The 18,603-nt window shown below is 72.6% G+C and carries 20 protein-coding genes; 6 read left to right on the forward strand and 14 right to left on the reverse strand.

Going from position 1 to position 18,603, the window contains the following annotated elements:
* The first annotated feature begins 30 nt into the window (after positions 1–30).
* Positions 31–699: a potassium channel family protein gene (locus ACZ518_RS21925; protein ID WP_469114676.1), complete on the forward strand. Its 669-nt coding sequence runs from the start codon at positions 31–33 to the stop codon at positions 697–699.
* Complete coding sequence (locus ACZ518_RS21930; RefSeq protein WP_267032211.1) at positions 696–1,358, forward strand: potassium channel family protein; 663 nt, start codon at positions 696–698, stop codon at positions 1,356–1,358. The genes ACZ518_RS21925 and ACZ518_RS21930 overlap by 4 nt, the downstream gene beginning before the upstream one ends.
* Positions 1,359–1,455: 97 nt before the next feature.
* Here ACZ518_RS21930 and ACZ518_RS21935 read toward each other — a convergent pair whose 3' ends face one another.
* From ACZ518_RS21935 to ACZ518_RS21965, 7 genes are all read right to left on the reverse strand, one after another.
* Positions 1,456–2,214 carry a DUF3159 domain-containing protein gene (locus ACZ518_RS21935; protein WP_469114677.1) on the reverse strand — a complete coding sequence of 253 codons (759 nt, stop codon included), beginning with the start codon at positions 2,212–2,214 and terminating at the stop codon, positions 1,456–1,458.
* 3 nt (positions 2,215–2,217) lie between these two features.
* Positions 2,218–2,637 (reverse strand): OB-fold nucleic acid binding domain-containing protein, encoded by a 420-nt coding sequence (locus tag ACZ518_RS21940; protein ID WP_125816976.1) that lies wholly within the window; start codon positions 2,635–2,637, stop codon positions 2,218–2,220.
* A 43-nt stretch (positions 2,638–2,680) separates the two neighbouring features.
* The gene (locus tag ACZ518_RS21945; protein ID WP_469114678.1) at positions 2,681–3,367 is read right to left on the reverse strand and encodes a response regulator; all 687 of its coding nucleotides are present in this window, start codon (positions 3,365–3,367) and stop codon (positions 2,681–2,683) included.
* Positions 3,364–5,946, reverse strand: coding sequence for a DUF4118 domain-containing protein (locus ACZ518_RS21950; RefSeq protein ID WP_469114679.1), 2,583 nt, complete (start codon positions 5,944–5,946; stop codon positions 3,364–3,366). Before ACZ518_RS21950 ends, ACZ518_RS21945 begins: the two co-directional genes overlap by 4 nt.
* Positions 5,947–6,141: 195 nt before the next feature.
* Complete coding sequence (locus ACZ518_RS21955; RefSeq protein ID WP_469114680.1) at positions 6,142–6,918, reverse strand: DUF3710 domain-containing protein; 777 nt, start codon at positions 6,916–6,918, stop codon at positions 6,142–6,144.
* Position 6,919: 1 nt separating this feature from the next.
* Positions 6,920–7,459 carry a dUTP diphosphatase gene (gene dut, locus ACZ518_RS21960; RefSeq protein ID WP_469114681.1) on the reverse strand — a complete coding sequence of 180 codons (540 nt, stop codon included), beginning with the start codon at positions 7,457–7,459 and terminating at the stop codon, positions 6,920–6,922.
* A complete protein-coding gene (locus tag ACZ518_RS21965; RefSeq protein ID WP_469114682.1) occupies positions 7,459–8,043 on the reverse strand; it encodes a PaaI family thioesterase in 585 nt (194 codons plus the stop codon). The genes dut and ACZ518_RS21965 overlap by 1 nt, the downstream gene beginning before the upstream one ends.
* Positions 8,044–8,101: 58 nt before the next feature.
* On the opposite strand from ACZ518_RS21965, the gene ACZ518_RS21970 reads away from it, so the two are divergent.
* The gene (locus tag ACZ518_RS21970) at positions 8,102–8,572 is read left to right on the forward strand and encodes a DUF3093 domain-containing protein (protein ID WP_469114683.1); all 471 of its coding nucleotides are present in this window, start codon (positions 8,102–8,104) and stop codon (positions 8,570–8,572) included.
* Between the two features lie 19 nt (positions 8,573–8,591).
* On the opposite strand, the gene ACZ518_RS21975 is transcribed toward ACZ518_RS21970, so the two are convergent.
* From ACZ518_RS21975 to ACZ518_RS21990, 4 genes are all read right to left on the reverse strand, one after another.
* Positions 8,592–9,527 carry a hypothetical protein gene (locus ACZ518_RS21975; protein ID WP_469114684.1) on the reverse strand — a complete coding sequence of 312 codons (936 nt, stop codon included), beginning with the start codon at positions 9,525–9,527 and terminating at the stop codon, positions 8,592–8,594.
* 8 nt (positions 9,528–9,535) lie between these two features.
* Entirely contained in the window at positions 9,536–9,832 is a 297-nt protein-coding gene (locus tag ACZ518_RS21980) for a DUF4193 domain-containing protein (protein ID WP_469114685.1), read from the reverse strand.
* A 384-nt stretch (positions 9,833–10,216) separates the two neighbouring features.
* Entirely contained in the window at positions 10,217–11,461 is a 1,245-nt protein-coding gene (locus ACZ518_RS21985; RefSeq protein WP_469114686.1) for a sensor histidine kinase, read from the reverse strand.
* Between the two features lie 4 nt (positions 11,462–11,465).
* A complete protein-coding gene (locus ACZ518_RS21990; protein ID WP_007267046.1) occupies positions 11,466–12,119 on the reverse strand; it encodes a response regulator transcription factor in 654 nt (217 codons plus the stop codon).
* 319 nt (positions 12,120–12,438) lie between these two features.
* Here ACZ518_RS21990 and ACZ518_RS21995 point away from each other — a divergent pair, with 319 nt between their 5' ends.
* Positions 12,439–12,606 (forward strand): hypothetical protein, encoded by a 168-nt coding sequence (locus ACZ518_RS21995; RefSeq protein WP_164720975.1) that lies wholly within the window; start codon positions 12,439–12,441, stop codon positions 12,604–12,606.
* Between the two features lie 126 nt (positions 12,607–12,732).
* Here the strand turns inward: ACZ518_RS21995 and ACZ518_RS22000 are convergent, their stop codons facing one another.
* Both ACZ518_RS22000 and ACZ518_RS22005 read right to left on the reverse strand, forming a co-directional pair.
* On the reverse strand, positions 12,733–13,536 hold the full coding sequence (locus ACZ518_RS22000) for an inositol monophosphatase family protein (RefSeq protein WP_469114687.1): 804 nt from the start codon (positions 13,534–13,536) through the stop codon (positions 12,733–12,735).
* Between the two features lie 9 nt (positions 13,537–13,545).
* The gene (locus ACZ518_RS22005) at positions 13,546–14,712 is read right to left on the reverse strand and encodes a ferrochelatase (RefSeq protein WP_469114688.1); all 1,167 of its coding nucleotides are present in this window, start codon (positions 14,710–14,712) and stop codon (positions 13,546–13,548) included.
* Between the two features lie 168 nt (positions 14,713–14,880).
* Between ACZ518_RS22005 and ACZ518_RS22010 the strand changes: the two genes are divergently transcribed.
* Positions 14,881–16,140, forward strand: coding sequence for an MFS transporter (locus ACZ518_RS22010; protein WP_469114689.1), 1,260 nt, complete (start codon positions 14,881–14,883; stop codon positions 16,138–16,140).
* Positions 16,088–17,419, forward strand: a complete 1,332-nt coding sequence (locus ACZ518_RS22015; protein WP_469114690.1) for a D-arabinono-1,4-lactone oxidase — start codon at positions 16,088–16,090, stop codon at positions 17,417–17,419. Before ACZ518_RS22010 ends, ACZ518_RS22015 begins: the two co-directional genes overlap by 53 nt.
* Positions 17,420–17,426: 7 nt before the next feature.
* Here ACZ518_RS22015 and ACZ518_RS22020 read toward each other — a convergent pair whose 3' ends face one another.
* A complete protein-coding gene (locus tag ACZ518_RS22020; protein WP_469114691.1) occupies positions 17,427–18,314 on the reverse strand; it encodes a hypothetical protein in 888 nt (295 codons plus the stop codon).
* Between the last annotated feature and the right edge of the window lie 289 nt (positions 18,315–18,603).

Genomic DNA, 18,603 nt, shown 5'->3' on the forward strand with positions numbered 1-18,603 from the left:
AGCGAGCAGCTGTCAGCCGGAAGGACGGCCGTGCACATCGTCATTATGGGCTGCGGAAGGGTGGGCTCCGCCCTCGCGCAGACCTTGGAACAGCAGGGGCATACGGTCGCCGTGGTCGACCAGGACCCCACCGCATTCCGCCGGCTCGGGGCCTCGTTCGGTGGCCGCCGCGTCACCGGTGTCGGCTTCGACCAGGACACGCTGCGGGAGGCCGGGATCGAGGAGGCGGGCGCCTTCGCCGCCGTCAGCAGTGGTGACAATTCCAACATCATCGCAGCCCGCGTGGCCCGCGAGATGTTCGGCGTGGAGAACGTCGCCGCCCGCATCTACGACCCCAAGCGCGCCGAGGTGTACCAGCGCCTGGGCATCCCCACCGTCGCGACCGTGCGGTGGACCGCCGACCAGATGCTGCGCCGGCTGCTCCCCTCGGGCGCGGAGCCGCTGTGGCGTGACCCGAGCGGCGGCGTGCAGCTCGCGGAGGTGCACACCTCCGCGGCCTGGATCGGCCACAAGGTCAGCAAACTGCAGGAGGAGACCGGCGTCCGTGTCGCGTTCCTCACCCGCCTGGGCGAGGCGATGCTGCCGACTTCGCAGACCGTCCTCCAGGAGGGCGACCTCGTCCACGTGATGATGCGCACGGACGAGATCGACAAGGTCGAGGCGGCCCTCGCCGAGGGCCCCGAGGAGGCACACGCATGAGGGTCGCGATCGCCGGAGCCGGGGCCGTGGGCCGCTCCATCGCGGGCGAGCTGCTGGAGAACGGCCACGAGGTGCTCCTCGTGGACAAGGCGCCGACCGCCATCTCGGTGGAGCGGGTACCGCAGGCGGAGTGGCTGCTGGCCGACGCCTGCGAGATCACCTCGCTCGACGAGGCGGCGCTGCAGCGCTGCAACGTGGTCATCGCCGCGACGGGCGACGACAAGGTGAACCTGGTCGTCTCGCTGCTCGCGAAGACCGAGTACGGGGTCCCGCGCGTGGTGGCCCGCGTGAACAACCCGAAGAACGAGTGGCTCTTCAACGAGTCCTGGGGCGTCGACGTCGCGGTGTCCACGCCGCGCCTGATGTCGGCCCTGGTCGAGGAGGCCGTCAGCGTCGGCGACCTGGTGCGGCTGCTGCGCTTCAGCCACGGCGACGCCAACCTCGTGGAGCTGACCCTGCCGGCCGACTCCTCGGTCGCGGGCACCCAGATCAGCGAGATCTCCTGGCCGGAGGACACCTCCCTGGTCACGATCATCCGCGGCAACCGGGTGCTCACCCCGCACGGCGAGGAGACCCTGGAGCCGGGCGACGAGCTCCTCTTCGTGGCCGCCCAGGCCCGCGAGGAGCAGCTGGAGGAACTCCTCCAGGCGCGTCGCTAGCAGCGCACGCGAAGCACGCGAAGCACAGGAAACATGGCAAAGGGGCGGGGTGACCGGATGGCCACCCCGCCCCTCCTCACGTCCTCAGGTGCCGTCCTCAGGCCCGCTTGTGGCGGCCGGACTGCCCGGACTGCCCCGGCTGCGCGGCCTGCGCGGCCTGCGCCGCCTCCTCGGCCTCGTACTCGGCGATCACGTCGATCGGCGGCGGCGCCTTCGCCAGGAAGACCCAGGTGAAGTACACGGCCAGCACCATCGGCGGCAGCTTGAGCGCGATGAGCACCCAGCCCAGCTGCGTCTCGTCACCCCACCAGTACAGCGGGAAGAGGATCGCGTACTTCGCCAGGAAGATGAGCCCCCAGGCCAGGCTGGCCTTGGTGTACGCCTTCTTGCGCCCCGGGTTGCGGGTGCGCCAGGAGAGGTTCTCCTTGAACACCGGCCCCAGGATCACCCCCAGCAGCGGGAACCCCACCAGCGCCGAGAGCGTGAACGCCAGGCCCAGGCAGACCCCGTAGATCATGCCCGGCAGGTAGAAGCCCTTGGCACTGCCCGTGAAGAGGGCGAAGGCCACGCCCACGCCGACGCCGAAGACACCGCTGAAGGCGTGCTTCACGGTGTCCTTGCGCGCCAGGCGGACGATCACCAGCAGCACCGCGACGACGCCCGCCGCGATGGCGGACATCTTCACGTCCTTGTTGATCGTGTAGATCATCACGAAGAGCAGGCCGGGGAGCATCGTCTCCACGGTGCCCCGGATGCCGCCGAAGGCGTCGAAGAGCGCCGCCTGCGTGACCGCGCTCTGGTCGTCGGCGGGCGCGGCGCCCGGGTCCGGCGTGGTCGGTTTGTCGAGTGACGTCACCGGTCAGTGCTCCTGTCCGAGTGGGCGGAGTTCGTACTTCGGGTTGAACAGCACCCGGCGGCCGTGGCTCATCGAGATGCGGCCCGAAGCGATCATGCGCCGCCCGGGTTCGATTCCCACGATCGAGCGACGCCCGAGCCAGACCACGTCCAGCGCGGCCGAGCCGTCGAACAGCTCGGCCTCCAGGGCGGGCACGCCCGCCCGCGGCCGCAGGGTGACGGTACGCAGGGTGCCGGTCACCTTCACTATCTGACGGTCGTGGCAGTCGCAGATCCGCGTGCACCCCGCGGCTTCTGCGTCCTCCTGCAGCTCCGCCGAATGCAGCTCCTCCTGGGAGGTGGACAGCCGCTCTATCATCCGGCGGAACCGGCCCGCCGGCCTGGCCGGTTTCGCGGGCTTCTCGGGACGCGGTTCAGCACTCATACAGGAAGCCTACCGGCGCCCCCGCCGCCTCTCGTAGCCCCCGCTACTTCTCGAAGCGGTACCCCATGCCCGGTTCGGTGATGAAGTGCCGGGGGTGCGAGGGGTCCGCCTCCAGCTTGCGGCGCAGCTGGGCCATGTAGACCCTCAGGTAGTTGGTCTCGGTCCCGTAGGAGGGCCCCCAGACCTCCTGGAGCAGCTGTTTCTGGCTGACCAGCTTCCCGCCGTTGCGCACGAGCACCTCCAGCAGGTGCCACTCGGTGGGCGTGAGGCGTACGTCGCGCCCCTCGCGCACCGCCTTCTTGGCGGCGAGGTCCACCGTGAAGCCCTCGGTCGAGACGACCACCTCGTCCTCGCCGGTCCCGGCGGCCGGCTCGGCCCGGCGGACGGCGGCGCGCAGCCGGGCCAGCAGCTCGTCCATGCCGAAGGGCTTGGTGACGTAGTCGTCGGCGCCCGCGTCGAGGGCCTCGACCTTCTCGTCGGAGCTGTGCCGGGCGGAGAGCACCAGGATCGGCACCCGCGTCCAGCCGCGCAGCCCCTTGATGACCTCGACCCCGTCCATGTCGGGCAGGCCCAGGTCGAGGACGACCACGTCGGGGTGGCGGGCGGCCGCGAGTTCCAGGGCTCCCGCCCCGTCGGCGGCCGCGTCGACCTCGTACTTGCGCGCCTTGAGGTTGATCACGAGGGCTCGGACGATCTGCGGCTCGTCGTCCACCACGAGCACCCGGGTCATCGGGGACCTGCTTTCTGTCGTTCGGGGAGGTCCCCGGCTTCGGTCGGTTCGGTTCCGGCGGGGTCCGGCGGGCCGCCGGAGGGCGCCGCCCGCAGGGTGAGCACCATGGTCAGCCCGCCGCCGGGGGTGTCCTCGGCGGCGAGCGTGCCGTCCATGGCCTCGGCGAAGCCCCTGGCCACCGCGAGCCCCAGGCCCACTCCCGCGCCGCGCGGGGCGTCGCCGTGCCGCTGGAAGGGGGCGAATATCCGGTCCTTGGCCTCGTCCGGGACCCCGGGCCCGCGGTCGACGACGCGGACCTCCACCCGGTCTCCGAGGAAGCTGGCCGCGACCAGGACCCGTTCTCCGGCGGGACTGTACTTGACGGCGTTCTCCACCACGTTGGCCACGGACCGCTCCAGCAGCCCAGGGTCCACCGCCACCATCGGCAGGGTCTCCGGCACGTCGAGCAGCACGCTGTCCTCCGGTACGCCGCCCAGCGCCATCGGGACCACCTCGTCGAGGTAGATCTCCCGGATCAGCGGGGTCACGGTGCCGGTCTGGAGCCGGGACATGTCCAGCAGGTTGCCCACCAGGTGGTCGAGCCGGTCGGCGCCCTCCTCGATCCCGGCCAGCAGCTCGGCCCGGTCCTCCTCGGACCACTCCACGTCGTCGGAGCGCAGGGAGCTGACGGAGGCCTTGATGGAGGCCAGGGGCGTACGCAGGTCATGGCTGACGGCGGCCAGCAGGGCGGTCCGGATCCGGTTGCCCTCGGCCAGCCGGCGCGCTTCCTCGGCCTCCCCCACGAGCCGCTGCCGGTCGAGCACCACGGCGGCCTGGGCGGCGAAGGCGCCGAGCACCCGGCGGTCGTCGGCGGGCAGCACCCGCCCGGACAGGGCCAGGGCCATGTGGTCGCCGATCGGCATGTCGACGTCGGCGTCCTCGGGCCGGTCCGCCGGCCGGGGCCCGACGCTGCCGGCCGGGGTCCAGGGCTCCACCTCGCCGGCCCGCTCCAGCAGGGCCACCGACTCCATCGTGAAGGTCTCCCGCACCCGCTCCAGCAGCGCGTCCAGGGCGGTCTCGCCGCGCAGCACGCTCCCGGCCAGGGTGGACAGGACCTCGGACTCGGCGCGCAGCCGGGCGGCCTGGTGCGTGCGCCGGGCGGCGAGGTCCACCACCGAGGCCACCGATACGGCAACCCCGAAGAACACGGCGATGGCCATGATGTTCCTGGGGTCGGAGACGGTGAACCGGTGCAGCGGCGGCGCGAAGAAGTAGTTCAGCAGCAGCGAGCCGAAGGCCGCCGAGGCCAGCGCCGGCCAGAGCCCGCCCAGCAGCGCGGCCGCGACCGTCAGCGCCAGGAAGAGCAGCATGTCGTTGGCGAGGCCGGGGTCCGCGTCGATGTTGGTCAGCAGCGCGCACAGCAGCACGGGGAGGACCATGCCGACCACCCAGCCGGCCGCGATCCGGGGCCGGCCGAGCCGGGCCGCCGAGCGGGCCACGGGAAGCCCGCGCCCCCGGGCGACCTCGTCGTGGGTGACGATGTGCACGTCGAGGTCGGGCCCGGAGTCGCGGGCGACGGTGGCGCCCACCCCGGGCCCCAGCACGTACTGCCAGGCCTTGCGGCGGCTGGAGCCCAGCACGATCTGGGTGGCGTCGACCCCCCGGGCGAAGGCGAGGAGGGCCTCGGGGACGTTGTCGCCGATCACATGATGAAACGTTCCACCAAGATCCTCGACCAGGGTCCGCTGCACCGCGAGCTCCTTGGGCGAGGCCGAGGTCAGCCCGTCGCTGCGGGCGATGTAGACGGCGAGGACCTCGCTGCCGGAGCCCTTGGCCGCCATCCGCGCGGCCCGGCGGATGAGGGTGCGGCCCTCGGGGCCGCCGGTGAGGCCCACCACGATCCGCTCACGGGCCTGCCAGGCCGAGCGGATGTCGTGGTCGCCCCGGTACTGCCTGAGGTACTCGTCGGCCCGGTCGGCGACCCACAGCAGCGCCAGCTCCCGCAGCGCGGTCAGGTTGCCCGGCCGGAAGTAGTTCGAGAGGGCCGCGTCGACCTTGTCCGGCTGGTAGATGTTGCCGTGCGCCATGCGCCGGCGCAGCGCCTGCGGTGACATGTCGACCAGCTCGATCTGGTCGGCCCGCCGCACCACCTCGTCCGGCACGGTCTCGCGCTGGCGCACCCCGGTGATCTTCTCCACCACGTCCCCGAGGGACTCCAGGTGCTGGATGTTGACGGTGGTCACCACGTCGATCCCGGCGCGGAGCAGCTCCTCCACGTCCTGCCAGCGCTTCGCGTTGCGCGAGCCGGGGACGTTCGTGTGCGCGAGCTCGTCCACCAGGGCCACGGCGGGGCGCCGGTCGAGCACCGCGTCCACGTCCATCTCGGTGAAGGCGGCCCCGCGGTACGAGAGCTCCCGCCCGGGCACCCGTTCGAGGCCGTGCAGCATCACCTCGGTGCGCGGCCGCCCGTGGTGCTCGACGAAGCCGATGACGCAGTCGGTGCCCCGTTCCACCCGGCGGTGGCCCTCCGAGAGCATGGCGTACGTCTTGCCCACACCGGGTGCCGCGCCGAGGTGGATCCTTAGCCTTCCGCGTCCCATGCGCTCATTCTCTGGGACGTTCCCGCTGTTCACGTACCGAAAGGGCGTCCGCCGGACATCCCTGACGCATCCCTGACGCGCCCGCCGGTGCCCCGGGCGCGCGAAGGCCCGCGGGCCCCGCCCCCTGGGGGAACGGGGCCCGCGGGCCGGAAAGACGCCCTCGGGCCGTGCCTTTCGGATGGGGCCGGGTCCCGGTCAGCGGACCTCGGTGATCTCCGGGCCGCGCTCCAGCTGGCCCATGCCGCCGGAGAAGCGGGAGCCCTCCTGCTCCTCGGCCGTCTGCACGCCGTCCGGCACCATCTGGGCGTCGTTCGGCAGCTTCAGGACGATTGGGTCGCGCGGGGCCATCGGGCCGTCGCCGCGGACGACGACGGTCTCCCGGAAGATCTGCTCCAGCACGCCGGCCGACTCGGGACGCACCGCGCCCTGGCCGGAGATGACGCCGCGCAGGAACCAGCGGGGGCCGTCGACGCCGACGAAGCGCACCAGCTGGGCGCCGGTCTGGCCGTCGGGCAGCGGTACGGGAACCTGCGCGCGCAGCTCCCAGCCCAGCGGGCCGTCCACCTCGTCGATGATGCCGCCCTGCTGGGTGATGCCCGAGGCGATCTCGTCGCGGACCTCGCCCCAGATGCCCTCCTTCTTGGGGGCGGCGAAGGCCTGCAGCTGCACGGCGCTGTCGTTCAGGACGACCGTGGCGGCCACGATCGCGTCACCCGCGACCTCGACGCGCAGCTCCATGCCCTCGACGCCGGGCACGAGGATGCCGCCCAGGTCGACCCGGCCGTCGGCCGGATTGCCGAGCACCTCGGAGACGTCCCACGGGCCGTCGGGCCGCGGGGCGGGGGGCAGGTTGAGCCTGCGGGGCGCGGCGGAGTCGTCGCCGGCCTGCTCGTCGGCAGCCACGCCGTTCACGACCTGCTCGGCCGCGCCGCCGTCATTGGCGGAGTCGTTCTTCTTGCGACGTCCGAACACGTCACTGTCCTTCCCGGTCGGATACGACCGAAGCGTAGCCATTCCCACCCTGCTGCTGACCAGCCCCGGATCCGGCCACGGCCGCATGACCGCCGGTGGAGCCGAACCCCCCGTCGGCCCGGGCCGAGCCGGGAAGTTCCGCCACCTCGTGGAAGCGCACCTTCTCGACCCGCTGGACAACCAGCTGGGCAATGCGGTCGAAGCGCTCGAACCGGACGCTCTCGCGCGGGTCGAGATTGACCACGATCACCTTGATCTCCCCACGGTACCCGGCATCCACCGTCCCCGGGGCATTCACGAGCGCGAGCCCGCAGCGGGCCGCCAGGCCCGAGCGCGGGTGCACGAAGGCCGCGTACCCGTCGGGCAGGGCGATGGAGACGCCGGTGGGCAGCACGGCCCGCTCCCCGGGCTCCAGCTCTGCGGCCACGGTGGTCACCAGGTCGCAGCCGGCGTCGCCGGGGTGACCGTAGGCCGGGATGGGCACCTCGGGGTCGACGCGCCGGATCAGCACGTCGACGGGAGCGTGGTTGTTCTGGGACATCAGGGGTTCACCTCGAAGGCGCGTGCGCGCCTGACCTGGTCCGGGTCGGACATCGCCGCCCGGATCTCCTCGGGCCGACCGTTGTCGATGAAGTGGTCGACCTTCACCTCGATGAAGAGCGCGTCCGCGCGGACGGCGACGGGGCCGTCCGGGCCGCCTATCCGGCCCACGGCGGTGGAGTAGATCTTCCGGCCGGCGACGGCGGTGACCTCGGCCTCCAGGTACAGCACGGTGTCCACCGGCACCGGGCGTACGAAGTCGGTCTCCAGCCGGCCGGTCACCGCGATGACGCGCAGCAGCCAGTTCAGGGAGCCCAGCGTCTCGTCGAGCGCGGTGGCCAGGAGGCCGCCGTGCGCGAGACCGGGTGCGCCCTGGTGGGCGGGCTTGACGGTGAACTCGGCGGTGACGCGGACGCCCTCGCCCGCGCGGGCCTCCAGATGGAGCCCGTGGGGCTGGCCCCCGCCGCAGCCGAAACAGTGTTCGTAGTGCGCGCCGAGGAGCTCCCCGGGTGCCGGGGCATCGGGGTGCCGGACCGGTGCGGAGGCATCGGCCGGGGGCGTCAACGCCGTGTTTCGTCCACTCACAGGCGCTGACCTTACCCGCGCGGCTACCCGCCGGTCGCCCCGTGGGAGGCTAGGTCCCATGCAGCCCTCCCCCGCGCACCACGACGAACGCCTCTCCGCCCCCCGCTCCTGGTGGGGCATAGCGGCCCTGACCGGCCTGGCGTGCGCCCTGATGCTGCTGCCGCTCGGCACCCTGCCGCTGCTGGCGGGGCTGGTCGGCGGCGCCGCGCTGACGGGGATGCTGGTGAGCTCGTACGGCTCCGCGCGCGTGCGCGTGGTGAACGGCGCGCTCGCGGCCGGCGACGCCCGGATCCCGGTGACGGCCCTGGGCGAACCCGAGGTGCTGGAGGCGGAGGAGGCACGCGCCTGGCGCACGTACAAGGCCGACACCCGGGCCTTCATGCTGATGCGCAGCTACGTCCCCACGGCGGTCCGGATCGAGGTCACCGACCCGGCGGACCCGACCCCGTACGTGTACGTGTCCACGCGCGAGCCCCAGGCCCTCGCGGCGGCCGTACGCGCGGCGAAGACCGCCGCGGCGCAGGCCTGACCGGCTCCGGCGGCAGGGTTCAGCCCCGCCCGTCCGGGCGGCGTCCCTCGATGGCGGCCCTGGTGGCCTCGGGAAGGGCCCCGGAGGGGTGCTCCAGGGGCGGCAGGGCGGGGAGGGTGTCCCACGGCACGGCACGGCTCCGCAGGTCCCCACGGACCTTCTCGGCGAGTTTCCTGGTGTCCCGGCGGTTCATGACCGCTCCGACGGCCGCGCCGACCATGAACGGCATGAGGTTCGGCAGGTTGCGGAACATCCGCTTCATGATCTGCTGGCGCAGTTCGCGCTTCATCTGCCCGCCGAGCGCCGCGTTCAGCGTGGTCGGCTTGGTCAGGTCGATCCCCCGCTCCTGGGTCCAGGAGGTCAGGTAGGCGAGGCTGCGGTCCTTCAGGGCGCCCGGCGGGCGCTGCCCGTAGACCTCGTGCAGCTCGGCGATGAGCTTCAGCTCGATCGCGGCGACCGCGGTGATCTCCGCGGCCAGCTCCGCCGGCATCGCGGGCGGGACCGGCAGCATGGCCGCGGCGCCGATGCCGGCGCCCACGGTCGAGGTGCCGTTGGCGGCCCCGGCGATCAGCTTGTCGGCCAGTTGGTCGGGACCGAGGTCCGGGAACTGCGCCCGCAGGGTCGCGAGGTCCCGTACCGGAACGCGCGGGGCGTTCTCGATGATCAGGTCGGTGATGTACAGGGCGGCGGCCTTCGCGCTCTCGCCGCCCTTGCGCACACCGTTCTTGACGGCTTGCATCCGACGCGTCCCGGACCCGCCCCGGGACTCCTCGTCCGCCACTGCGGCCGACGGCACCGCTGCGGCGGTGTCGGACGGCACCACAGTCGTTCCGAAGGACTGGCCGCCGGTGTCCGCGGGGCCCGTTTCCGGGCCCGTGGTCACCGCGCGCGCCTGCGCCTCCGGATCGCCAGATTTCCGGAAGCGTCGCTTCCGAAAGGGCGTCGAGCCGGTCACGGCCGTCCTCAGTCGCAGTCGCGGCAGATCGGCTGGCCGTTCTTCTCACGCGCCAGCTGGCTGCGGTGGTGAACCAGGAAGCAGCTCATGCAGGTGAACTCGTCGGCCTGCTTGGGCAGCACCCGGACGGCCAGCTCCTCGTTGGAGAGGTCGGCACCCGGGAGCTCCAGGCTCTCGGCGCCGTCGAAGTCCTCGATGTCGACGTTCGACGTGACCTTGTCACTGCGCCGGGCCTTGAGTTCTTCGATGCTGTCGTTGTCGACGTCGTCGTCGGTCTTGCGTGGGGTGTCGTAGTCCGTTGCCATTTTGTCGCTCTCCCCCTCTGGGATTTAGCGGTGTCTCAGCGCACGTAACGCGCGAGAGGCCGGACTTGTGCCCGACCTGAGGCGGAGATTTTGCCTCACATCAAGGTCTGTTACTCAATCGACACCCAGCCGCGTACCCGAAGGACTCCGTGGCCGGGATGTCGAGCGGGACCGTACACGGTCAGGGGGCCGTCTTGCACAAACGCCACCCCGTGTATTTCCCGCCATCAGGGGGGCCGGAAACCCGGACTTCCCGGGCTTTCCGGCCACCTTGGGGTCACAGAACGCGCATGACCCGACACTCGACACTGTGATCGATCACACAGGAACCGGCCGCCGCGGCCGTTACCGCGTTCCGCTGACGGCGAACAGGACCCGGGTGGATCAAAGGGGCAACGTGACACGCATCACGAGGCCACCGCCCTCCCGGGGCGTCGCGAGGATGCGGCCGCCGTGTGCGCGCGCCACGGAGCGCGCGATCGACAGACCGAGCCCCACACCCTTGTCGCTGCCCGTTCGCTCCGTACGCAGCCGTCTGAAGGGCTCGAAGAGGCTGTCCACCTCGTACGCGGGAACCACGGGACCCGTGTTCGAGACGACGAGCACCGCCTGGCCGTGCTGGGCCTCGGTCGTGACCTCCACCCAGCCGCCCTCCGGCACGTTGTACCGGACGGCGTTCTGCACCAGGTTGAGGGCGATCCGCTCCAGCAGCACGCCGTTGCCCTGGACGACGGCCAGCGCGCGCTCGCCGCGGATCTCCACGCCCTTGGCGAGGGCCTCGCCGCGGGCCTGGTCGATGGCGCGCGAGGCGACCTCGGCCAGGTCGACCGGTTTGCGCTCGACGATCTGGTTGTCGCTGCGGGCCAGCAGCAGCAGTCCCTCGACCAGCTGCTCGCTGCGCTCGTTGGTGGCCAGCAGGGTCTTGCCCAGCTGCTGGAGCTCCACCGGCGCTCCGGGGTCCGAGAGGTGGACCTCCAGCAGCGTCCGGTTGATCGCCAGCGGGGTCCGCAGCTCGTGCGAGGCGTTGGCCACGAAGCGCTGCTGGGCGGTGAAGGCCCGCTCCAGGCGGTCGAGCATCTCGTCGAAGGTGTCGGCGAGCTCCTTCAGCTCGTCGTCCGGCCCGTCCAGCTCGATCCGCCGGGTCAGGTCGGAGCCCACCACCCGGCGGGCGGTGCGGGTGATCTTGCCCAGCGGCGAGAGCACCCGGCCGGCCATCGCGTAGCCGAAGGCGAAGGCGATGACGCTGAGGCCCAGCAGGGCCATCAGGGACCGGCTGAGCAGGTCGTCCAGGGCGTGCTTGCGCTGGTCGAGGATGCACTGCGCGATCGCGGCGTTGAACTGGTCGATCGACTGGTCGATGCCCACGCCGGAGCAGGTGGTGCTGGAGACCTCGACCTTCTGGCCGCCGACGATCTTGAAGGGGAGCGCGTTGCCCTCCCTCAGGGCCTGGGCGGCCAGCAGGTAGATGATCGACAGCAGCAGGATCCCGGCGATCAGGAACATGCCGCCGTACAGCAGCGTGAGCCTTATCCGGATGGTCGGCCGCAGCCAAGGGAAGGGACCCTCGGGCTGGCCGGGGTCCCAGGTCGGTTTCGGTGGCGCCGCGGGCGGCGCCGGGGTCGGGGCCACCGGGTCAGATCCGGTAGCCGGAGCCGGGCACGGTCACGATGACGGGCGGCTCCCCGAGCTTGCGGCGCAGGGTCATGACGGTCACCCGGACCACGTTGGTGAACGGGTCGGTGTTCTCGTCCCAGGCCTTCTCCAGCAGCTGCTCGGCGGACACCACGGTCCCCTCGCTGCGCATGAGCACCTCCAGCACCGCGAACTCCTTCGGCGCCAGCTGCACCTCGCGGCCCTCCCGGAACACCTCGCGGCGGTTCGGGTCCAGCTTGATGCCGGCCCGCTCCAGCACGGGCGGGAGCGCGACGGTGGTACGCCGGCCGAGGGCGCGTACGCGGGCGGTCAGCTCGGTGAAGGCGAAGGGCTTGGGAAGGTAGTCGTCGGCCCCCAGCTCCAGGCCCTCGACGCGGTCGCTGACGTCACCGGAGGCAGTGAGCATGAGCACGCGCGTGGGCATGCCCAGCTCGATGATCTTCCGGCAGACGTCGTCGCCGTGCACCAGCGGAAGGTCCCGGTCGAGCACGACAACGTCGTAGTCGTTCACCCCGACGCGCTCCAGCGCCGCGGCACCGTCGTACACGACGTCCACGGCCATGGCCTCCCGGCGCAGGCCCGTGGCCACCGCATCGGCGAGCAGCTGCTCGTCCTCGACGACGAGTACGCGCACGTCGTTTCCTTCCTTCGAGCCCCTCGGGGCACACGTGTGTTGCGCCTCCATCCTGCCGGTTTCGGCCGTAAACCGGCTGTAAGGCGCCCCTGGGGCCTGTCCGGCCCCGATCCGCCGGACGGGCCCCAGGGCCCTCCGGGGGCGTGTGTACGGCGTGGAAGCGGCGTGTGGGCCCGGTGGAAGTGAGGATTCCCTCGCCTTACGAGGTTTCTGGGCCCAGGGTGCCGGGGAGGACGAGAGCACACCCCAACCACACCCTGACGCGGCGGACTGCTCCGTGCTCTCCGCCGCCGACCCACGCAGAGGGGGCGCACCCACCATGGACGCATTCACCGCGGGTCTCCTGCAGCGCATCAAGGCCACGCAGTCGGACCTCAGCAAGGCCCGTGAGACGGGCGACGACTACCTCGCGGATGTGGAACAGGCCGAGCTGGAAGACCTCCAGCGACTCGCCGCAGAACACGGCGTACCGGTTTCCGCCGCCTGACCCAACGGCACCTCCGAGCTCACAGCGCACCCACCGGGCCCCGGCCGCCGAGAGGCGGCCGGGGCCCGGTGCCGCCGGCGGCGCGCCGCCGGCCGTGCGCTCGGGCGGCCGTGCGCTCGGGGGCGGTCAGTCGTGCCAGGCCCCGGCTTCCTCCAGCAGCCGCTGGAGCGGGGCGAAGACGGCCGGGGTGGCCGCCAGCGCCAGCTCCCCCGAGGCCGGCTCCGACGGCAGCCCTCCGGTCAGGGCGCCCGCCTCGCGGGCGATCAGCTCGCCCGCGGCCAGGTCCCAGGGGTTCAGCCCGCGCTCCCAGTACCCGTCGAGGCGCCCCGCGGCGACGTCGCACAGGTCGAGCGCCGCCGAACCGCCGCGCCGGATGTCCCGCACCAGCGGGATCATCCGTCCGGCGACCTCGGCCTGGTGGGCCCGCCTCGTCTGGACGTACGCGAAGCCGGTGGCGATCAGCGCCCGGTCCAGCGGCGCGGCCGCCCGGCAGGCCAGCCGGGCGGTGCCCGACCAGGCCCCGCCGCCCAGCACCGCGTGGTACGTCTCCCCGCGCATCGGCGCCGCGACGACGCCCACCACGGTCTCGCCCAGGTACTCGGCCGCGATGGACACGCCCCAGCTCGGGAGCCCGTAGAGGTAGTTCACGGTGCCGTCCAGCGGGTCGACGACCCAGCGCACCCCGCTCGTGCCGGGGCTGTCCGCGCCCTCCTCGCCCAGCAGCCCGTCCGCGGGCCGGCGCTCGGCCAGCAGGTCGGTGATCAGCTTCTCGGCGGCGATGTCCATCTCGGTCACCACGTCGATCGGGCTGCTCTTCGTCGCGGCCACCGCCAGATCGGCCGGCCGGCCGTCGCGCAGCAGCTCCCCGGCCCGCCGGGCGGCCTCCAGGGCCACGTCCAGCAGCTCGGCCTTCAGGTCTTCCGGGATCACGCTTTCCCCCTACGCGTACGGGCTGTCCGCGCCGGCGGCGGCCGGCCGGGGCGCGCGGGCCGGGCAGCAGCCCACCGCGCACAGGTCGTGGCTCTGCCCCAGGGTGCCCACCCAGCACTCCTGCGGCCGCTCCCCGCGCTCACGGGCGGCCCGCTCCAGCACGAGTTCCCGTACCGCGCCGGCGAAACGGGGGTCGGCGCCCACGGTCGCCGAGCGCTCGGCCGGCAGGCCCAGCTCGGCGGCCTTGGCCATGGCCTCGGTGTCGAGGTCGTACAGGACCTCCATGTGGTCGGAGACGAAGCCGATCGGCACCATGACCACGGCGGGCGCGCCGTCGGCGTGCAGGGCCTCCAGGTGGTCGCAGATGTCCGGCTCCAGCCACGGGATGTGCGGGGCGCCGCTGCGGGACTGGTAGACGAGCTGCCAGGGGTGCTCGGTGCCGGTCTCCGCCGCCACGGCGTCGGCGATGACGCGGGCCACGTCGAGGTGCTGCTTGACGTAGGCCCCGCCCCCGCCGCCCTCGGTGTGGTCCTCGACCGGGCCGGAGGTGTCGGCCGCGGAGTCGGGGATGGAGTGGGTGGTGAAGGCCAGCCGGGCGCCGTCCCGGACCCCGGCGGGCAGTGCCGCGAGCGAGGCCAGCACCCCGTCGGTCATGGGCCGCACGAAGCCGGGGTGGTTGAAGTAGTGCCGCAGCTTGTCCACGCGCGGCAGCTCCAGGCCCTCTTCCGCCAGGGTGGCGAGCGCGTCGGCGAGGTTCTCGCGGTACTGGCGGCAGCCCGAGTACGAGGCGTACGCGCTGGTGGCGAGGACGGCGATGCGGCGGCGGCCGTCGCGCACCATCTCCCGCATCACGTCGGTCAGGTAGGGGGCCCAGTTCCGGTTGCCCCAGTAGACGGGCAGGTCCAGCCCGTGCTCGGCGAAGTCCTTGCGCAGGGCGTCCAGCAGCTCGCGGTTCTGCGCGTTGATCGGGCTGACCCCGCCGAAGCCGAAGTAGTGCTGTCCGACCTCCTTGAGCCGCTCGCGCGGGATGCCCCGGCCGCGCGTGACGTTCTCCAGGAACGGCACGACGTCGTCGGGTCCCTCGGGGCCGCCGAAGGACAGCAGCAGGAGGGCGTCGTAGGGGGCGGCGAGGCCTTCGGCCGCAGGCGTGTCGGGGGCACGGAGCTGGTCTGACATGCCTCGAATCCTGCCACCAGGGGTCCGCCGGGGAGAACCGGCCGGTCCGTATCCCGGACGCGGCGTAGGTAAGGTGACCCTAAGTTGAAGCGTTGATTTTTCCCCATGCGGGTGCCTTGTCGGCAGTCGTAACCTGTATGGGCCTCTGACGTCCCTTACGGAGCGACCTTGCCCAGTCCCTACCGCGCGATCTTCGCGGCCCCCGGCACCAGGGGGTTCAGCGCCGCCGGCCTCGTCGGCCGGCTGCCGATATCCATGGTCGGCGTCGGCATCCTCACCATGATCTCGGAGATGACCGGCCGCTACGCGATGGCCAGCGCCCTCACCGGCACCCTGGCCCTCGCCGCCGCGTTCGTCGGCCCCCTGGTCTCCCGCCTGGTGGACCAGTACGGACAGCGGCGGGTGCTGCGCCCCGCGACCCTGATCTCCACCGCCGCCGTCACCGGCCTGGTGCTGGCCGCCGCCAACGGCCTGCCCGACTGGACCCTCTTCGTCTTCGCCGCCGTCGCCGGCTGCGTGCCGAGCGTCGGCTCGATGGTCCGCGCCCGCTGGACCGAGCTCTACCGCGACTCCCCGCGCGAGCTGCACACCGCGTACTCCTTCGAGTCCGTGATCGACGAGGTGTGCTTCATCTTCGGCCCGATCCTCGCCATCGGCCTGTCCACCACCTGGTTCCCCGAGGCCGGGCCGGTGATCGCGGCCGGCTGCCTGCTCGTCGGGGTCTGGCTGCTCACCGCCCAGCGCTCCACCGAGCCGGCCCCGCATCCGCGCACCCCCGACGCCGACCGCGCCTCGGCCCTGCGCTCCCCCGGCCTCCAGGTCCTGACGGCCACCTTCGTGGCGACCGGCGCGATCTTCGGCTCCATCGACGTGTCCACGCTGGCCTTCGCCGAGGAGCAGGGCAGCAAGTCGTCCGCCAGCTTCATCCTGGCGATCTGGGCGGCGGGGTCCTGTATCGCCGGAGTCGTCTTCGGCCTGCTGCACCTCAAGGGCAGGGCCGAACGCCGCTGGGTACTGGGCATCTGTGCGATGGCCGTGAGTATGATCCCCCTCCTACTGGCCGGGAACCTTCCGTTTCTGGCCGTGGCGCTCTTCGTCTCGGGCCTCGCCATCGCTCCCACGATGATCACCACGATGGCCCTGATCGAAGCGCACGTACCACGCGCGAAGCTCACCGAGGGCATGACCTGGATCAGCACCGGCCTGGCGGTCGGGGTCGCGGTCGGCTCCTCGGTGACCGGTCTGGTCATCGACGCGGCCGGGGCCCAGCGCGGGTACGTGGTCTCGATCTCCTCGGGAGCGGCCGCGGCGGCGGTGGCGTTCGCGGGTTACCGCCGGCTGACGAGGCCGGCGCAAGGGGAGGAGCCTGCCAGCGATGGCGACGTCGGGGACAGCAGCAGCGAAGAACGCACCGGCCACGTGGCGTAACTGGGCGGGCAACGTCCGCGCCACGCCCGCGCGCGTGGTGACTCCGGGCTCGGTCGGGGAGCTCCAGGAGGCGGTCCGCCGGGCCGCCGGGGAAGGGCTGCGCGTGAAGGCGGTCGGCACCGGCCACTCCTTCACCGCGGCGGCCGCGACCGACGGGGTGCTCGTACGGCCGCAGGCGCTCAGCGGGATCCTGTCGGCCGACCGGGCGGCGGGCACCGTCACCGTGGCGGCGGGCACCGCCCTCAAGGACCTGAACCGGGACCTGGCCCGGCAGGGCCTCTCGCTCACCAACATGGGCGACATCATGGAGCAGACGGTCTCCGGCGCCACCGGCACCGGGACGCACGGCACCGGCCGTGACTCGGCGTCCATATCCGCCCAGATCCGCGCGCTGGAGCTGGTCACGGCGGACGGCAGGCTGATGACCTGCTCGGAGAAGGAGAACCCCGAGGTCTTCGCGGCCGCCCGGATCGGCATCGGGGCCCTGGGCATCGTCACCTCGATCACCTTCGCGGTGGAGCCGCTCTTCTTCCTGACCGCCCGTGAGGAGCCGATGCGCTTCGAGCAGGTGGCCTCCGAGTTCGACCAGCACGTCGCGGAGAACGAGCACTTCGAGTTCTACTGGTTCCCGCACACCGGCAACTGCAACACCAAGCGCAACAACCGCAGCCAGGGGCCCGCCGCCCCGCCCGGCGCGGTCAGTGCCTGGATCGAGGACGAGCTGCTCTCCAACGGCCTCTTCCAGGCCGTCAACTCCCTGGGCCGTGCCGTCCCGGCGGCCATCCCCTCGATCGCCCGCGTCGCCAGCCGCGCCCTGTCCGCGCGCACCTACACGGACATCCCCTACAAGGTGTTCACCAGCCCGCGCCGGGTGCGGTTCGTGGAGATGGAGTACGCCCTCCCGCGCGAGCGGGCGGTCGAGGCGCTGCGGGAGCTCAAGGCCATGGTCGACCGCTCCGGCCTGCGGATCAGCTTCCCGGTGGAGGTGCGCACGGCTCCGGCGGACGACATCACGCTGTCCACCGCCTCGGGGCGGGAGACGGCGTACATCGCGGTGCACATGTACCGGGGCACCCCGTACCAGGCGTACTTCACGGCGGCCGAGCGGATCTTCACCGCCCACGGGGGCCGGCCGCACTGGGGCAAGGTGCACAGCCGGGACGCGGAGCAGCTCGCCGCGGTCTACCCGCGCTTCGCCGAGTTCACCGCGCTGCGGGACCGGCTGGACCCGGACCGGCTGTTCGGCAACGACTACCTGAGGCGGGTCCTCGGGGACTGACCCCCGCTCAAGAAGTGCTGGGCGACGGCTCCCGGCCGCCTCCGGCGCCGCCGGAGCCCGGGGTCGGGCCGGGCTTCGGGGGCTGCTTCGAGGGGGTCGGTGCGGGCGTCGGCCCCGTCGGCCCCGTCGGCTCCGTCGGCCCGGAGGGGGTGGGGGCGGGGGACGGGCCCTGGCCGCCGGGCGAGCGGGAGGGGCTCGGGGAGGTCCCGGATCCCGGGGTCTTACCGTCCGTCCCGTCCTTCCCCTCCGTGCCGCTCCCGCCTTCCTCGCCGCCGGGCCCGCCGCGCCGGCCCGTCCCGCTGCCGTCGCCCTCCGGGTGCGGCTCCCGCGGGGCGGGCTTGTGGTCGGGGGCGGTGCGGGAGCCGCCCGACAGGAGGGTGCGGCCGTCGCTGCTGACGGAGGTGCCCGCGAAGGCCTCGTACGTCCCGAGGCCGCCGAGGGCGAGGGCGAAGGCGGCCCCGGAGGCCACCGCCGTGCGCTTCCAGCCCCGTACGCGGGTGCCGTGCACGGTGGCCTCCCCGAACTCCCCCGGTGGTGGGGCGGCGGGGCCCGGCTCCCCGTCGGCCGGCGGGATCTGACGGGCCCTGGGGCGGGCGCCCTCCCGCAGCTGGTCTCCGGTGCGGCGGAACAGGTGCTGGATGACGGGCCCGCCGGCGGTGGCCACCACGCTGACCACGCCCGCGCCGAGGATGGTCCCGTAGACGCCCATCGTGGAGGCGAGCAGGGCGGCCGCGACGGTGGCGAGGGAGCTGCCGGCGACCTGGGTCACGCTCAGGTCGAGCTTCCTGCGCCCCTGTTCCGCCTGTTCCGCCTGTTCCGCCGGGTCATGTGGTCCCCGCGGATCCGCCGGGTGGTCCGCCCGCGTCTGGTTCGCCGCCTTCTGACCCATCGCCATCCGCCGTGTGTCCCGCCTCTCGCGCCTCTCCTCTTCCAGCAGTTACTGACCTCTGAGCGAAATGGAAAGTTCCGTTTCTGCGGATTCTGTGAAGCAGGACACCCGAAAACGGCAGCGTCCGCAGGTGGACCCGGATGCCGACCCGATTCCGGGCAGGCCAACTGCCGCCGCCCGGGACAAGTTCGGCGGCGCGGCGGTCCACCCGGGTGGCCCGAATGGAGTACTGTGGCGAGCCCTGGGACCGTCCTTCCTTCCGGATGTCCGGACCCGGGAGAGGGGGCCGGCTGAT

The sequence above is a fragment of the Streptomyces sp. NPDC033966 genome, from assembly GCF_055575955.1.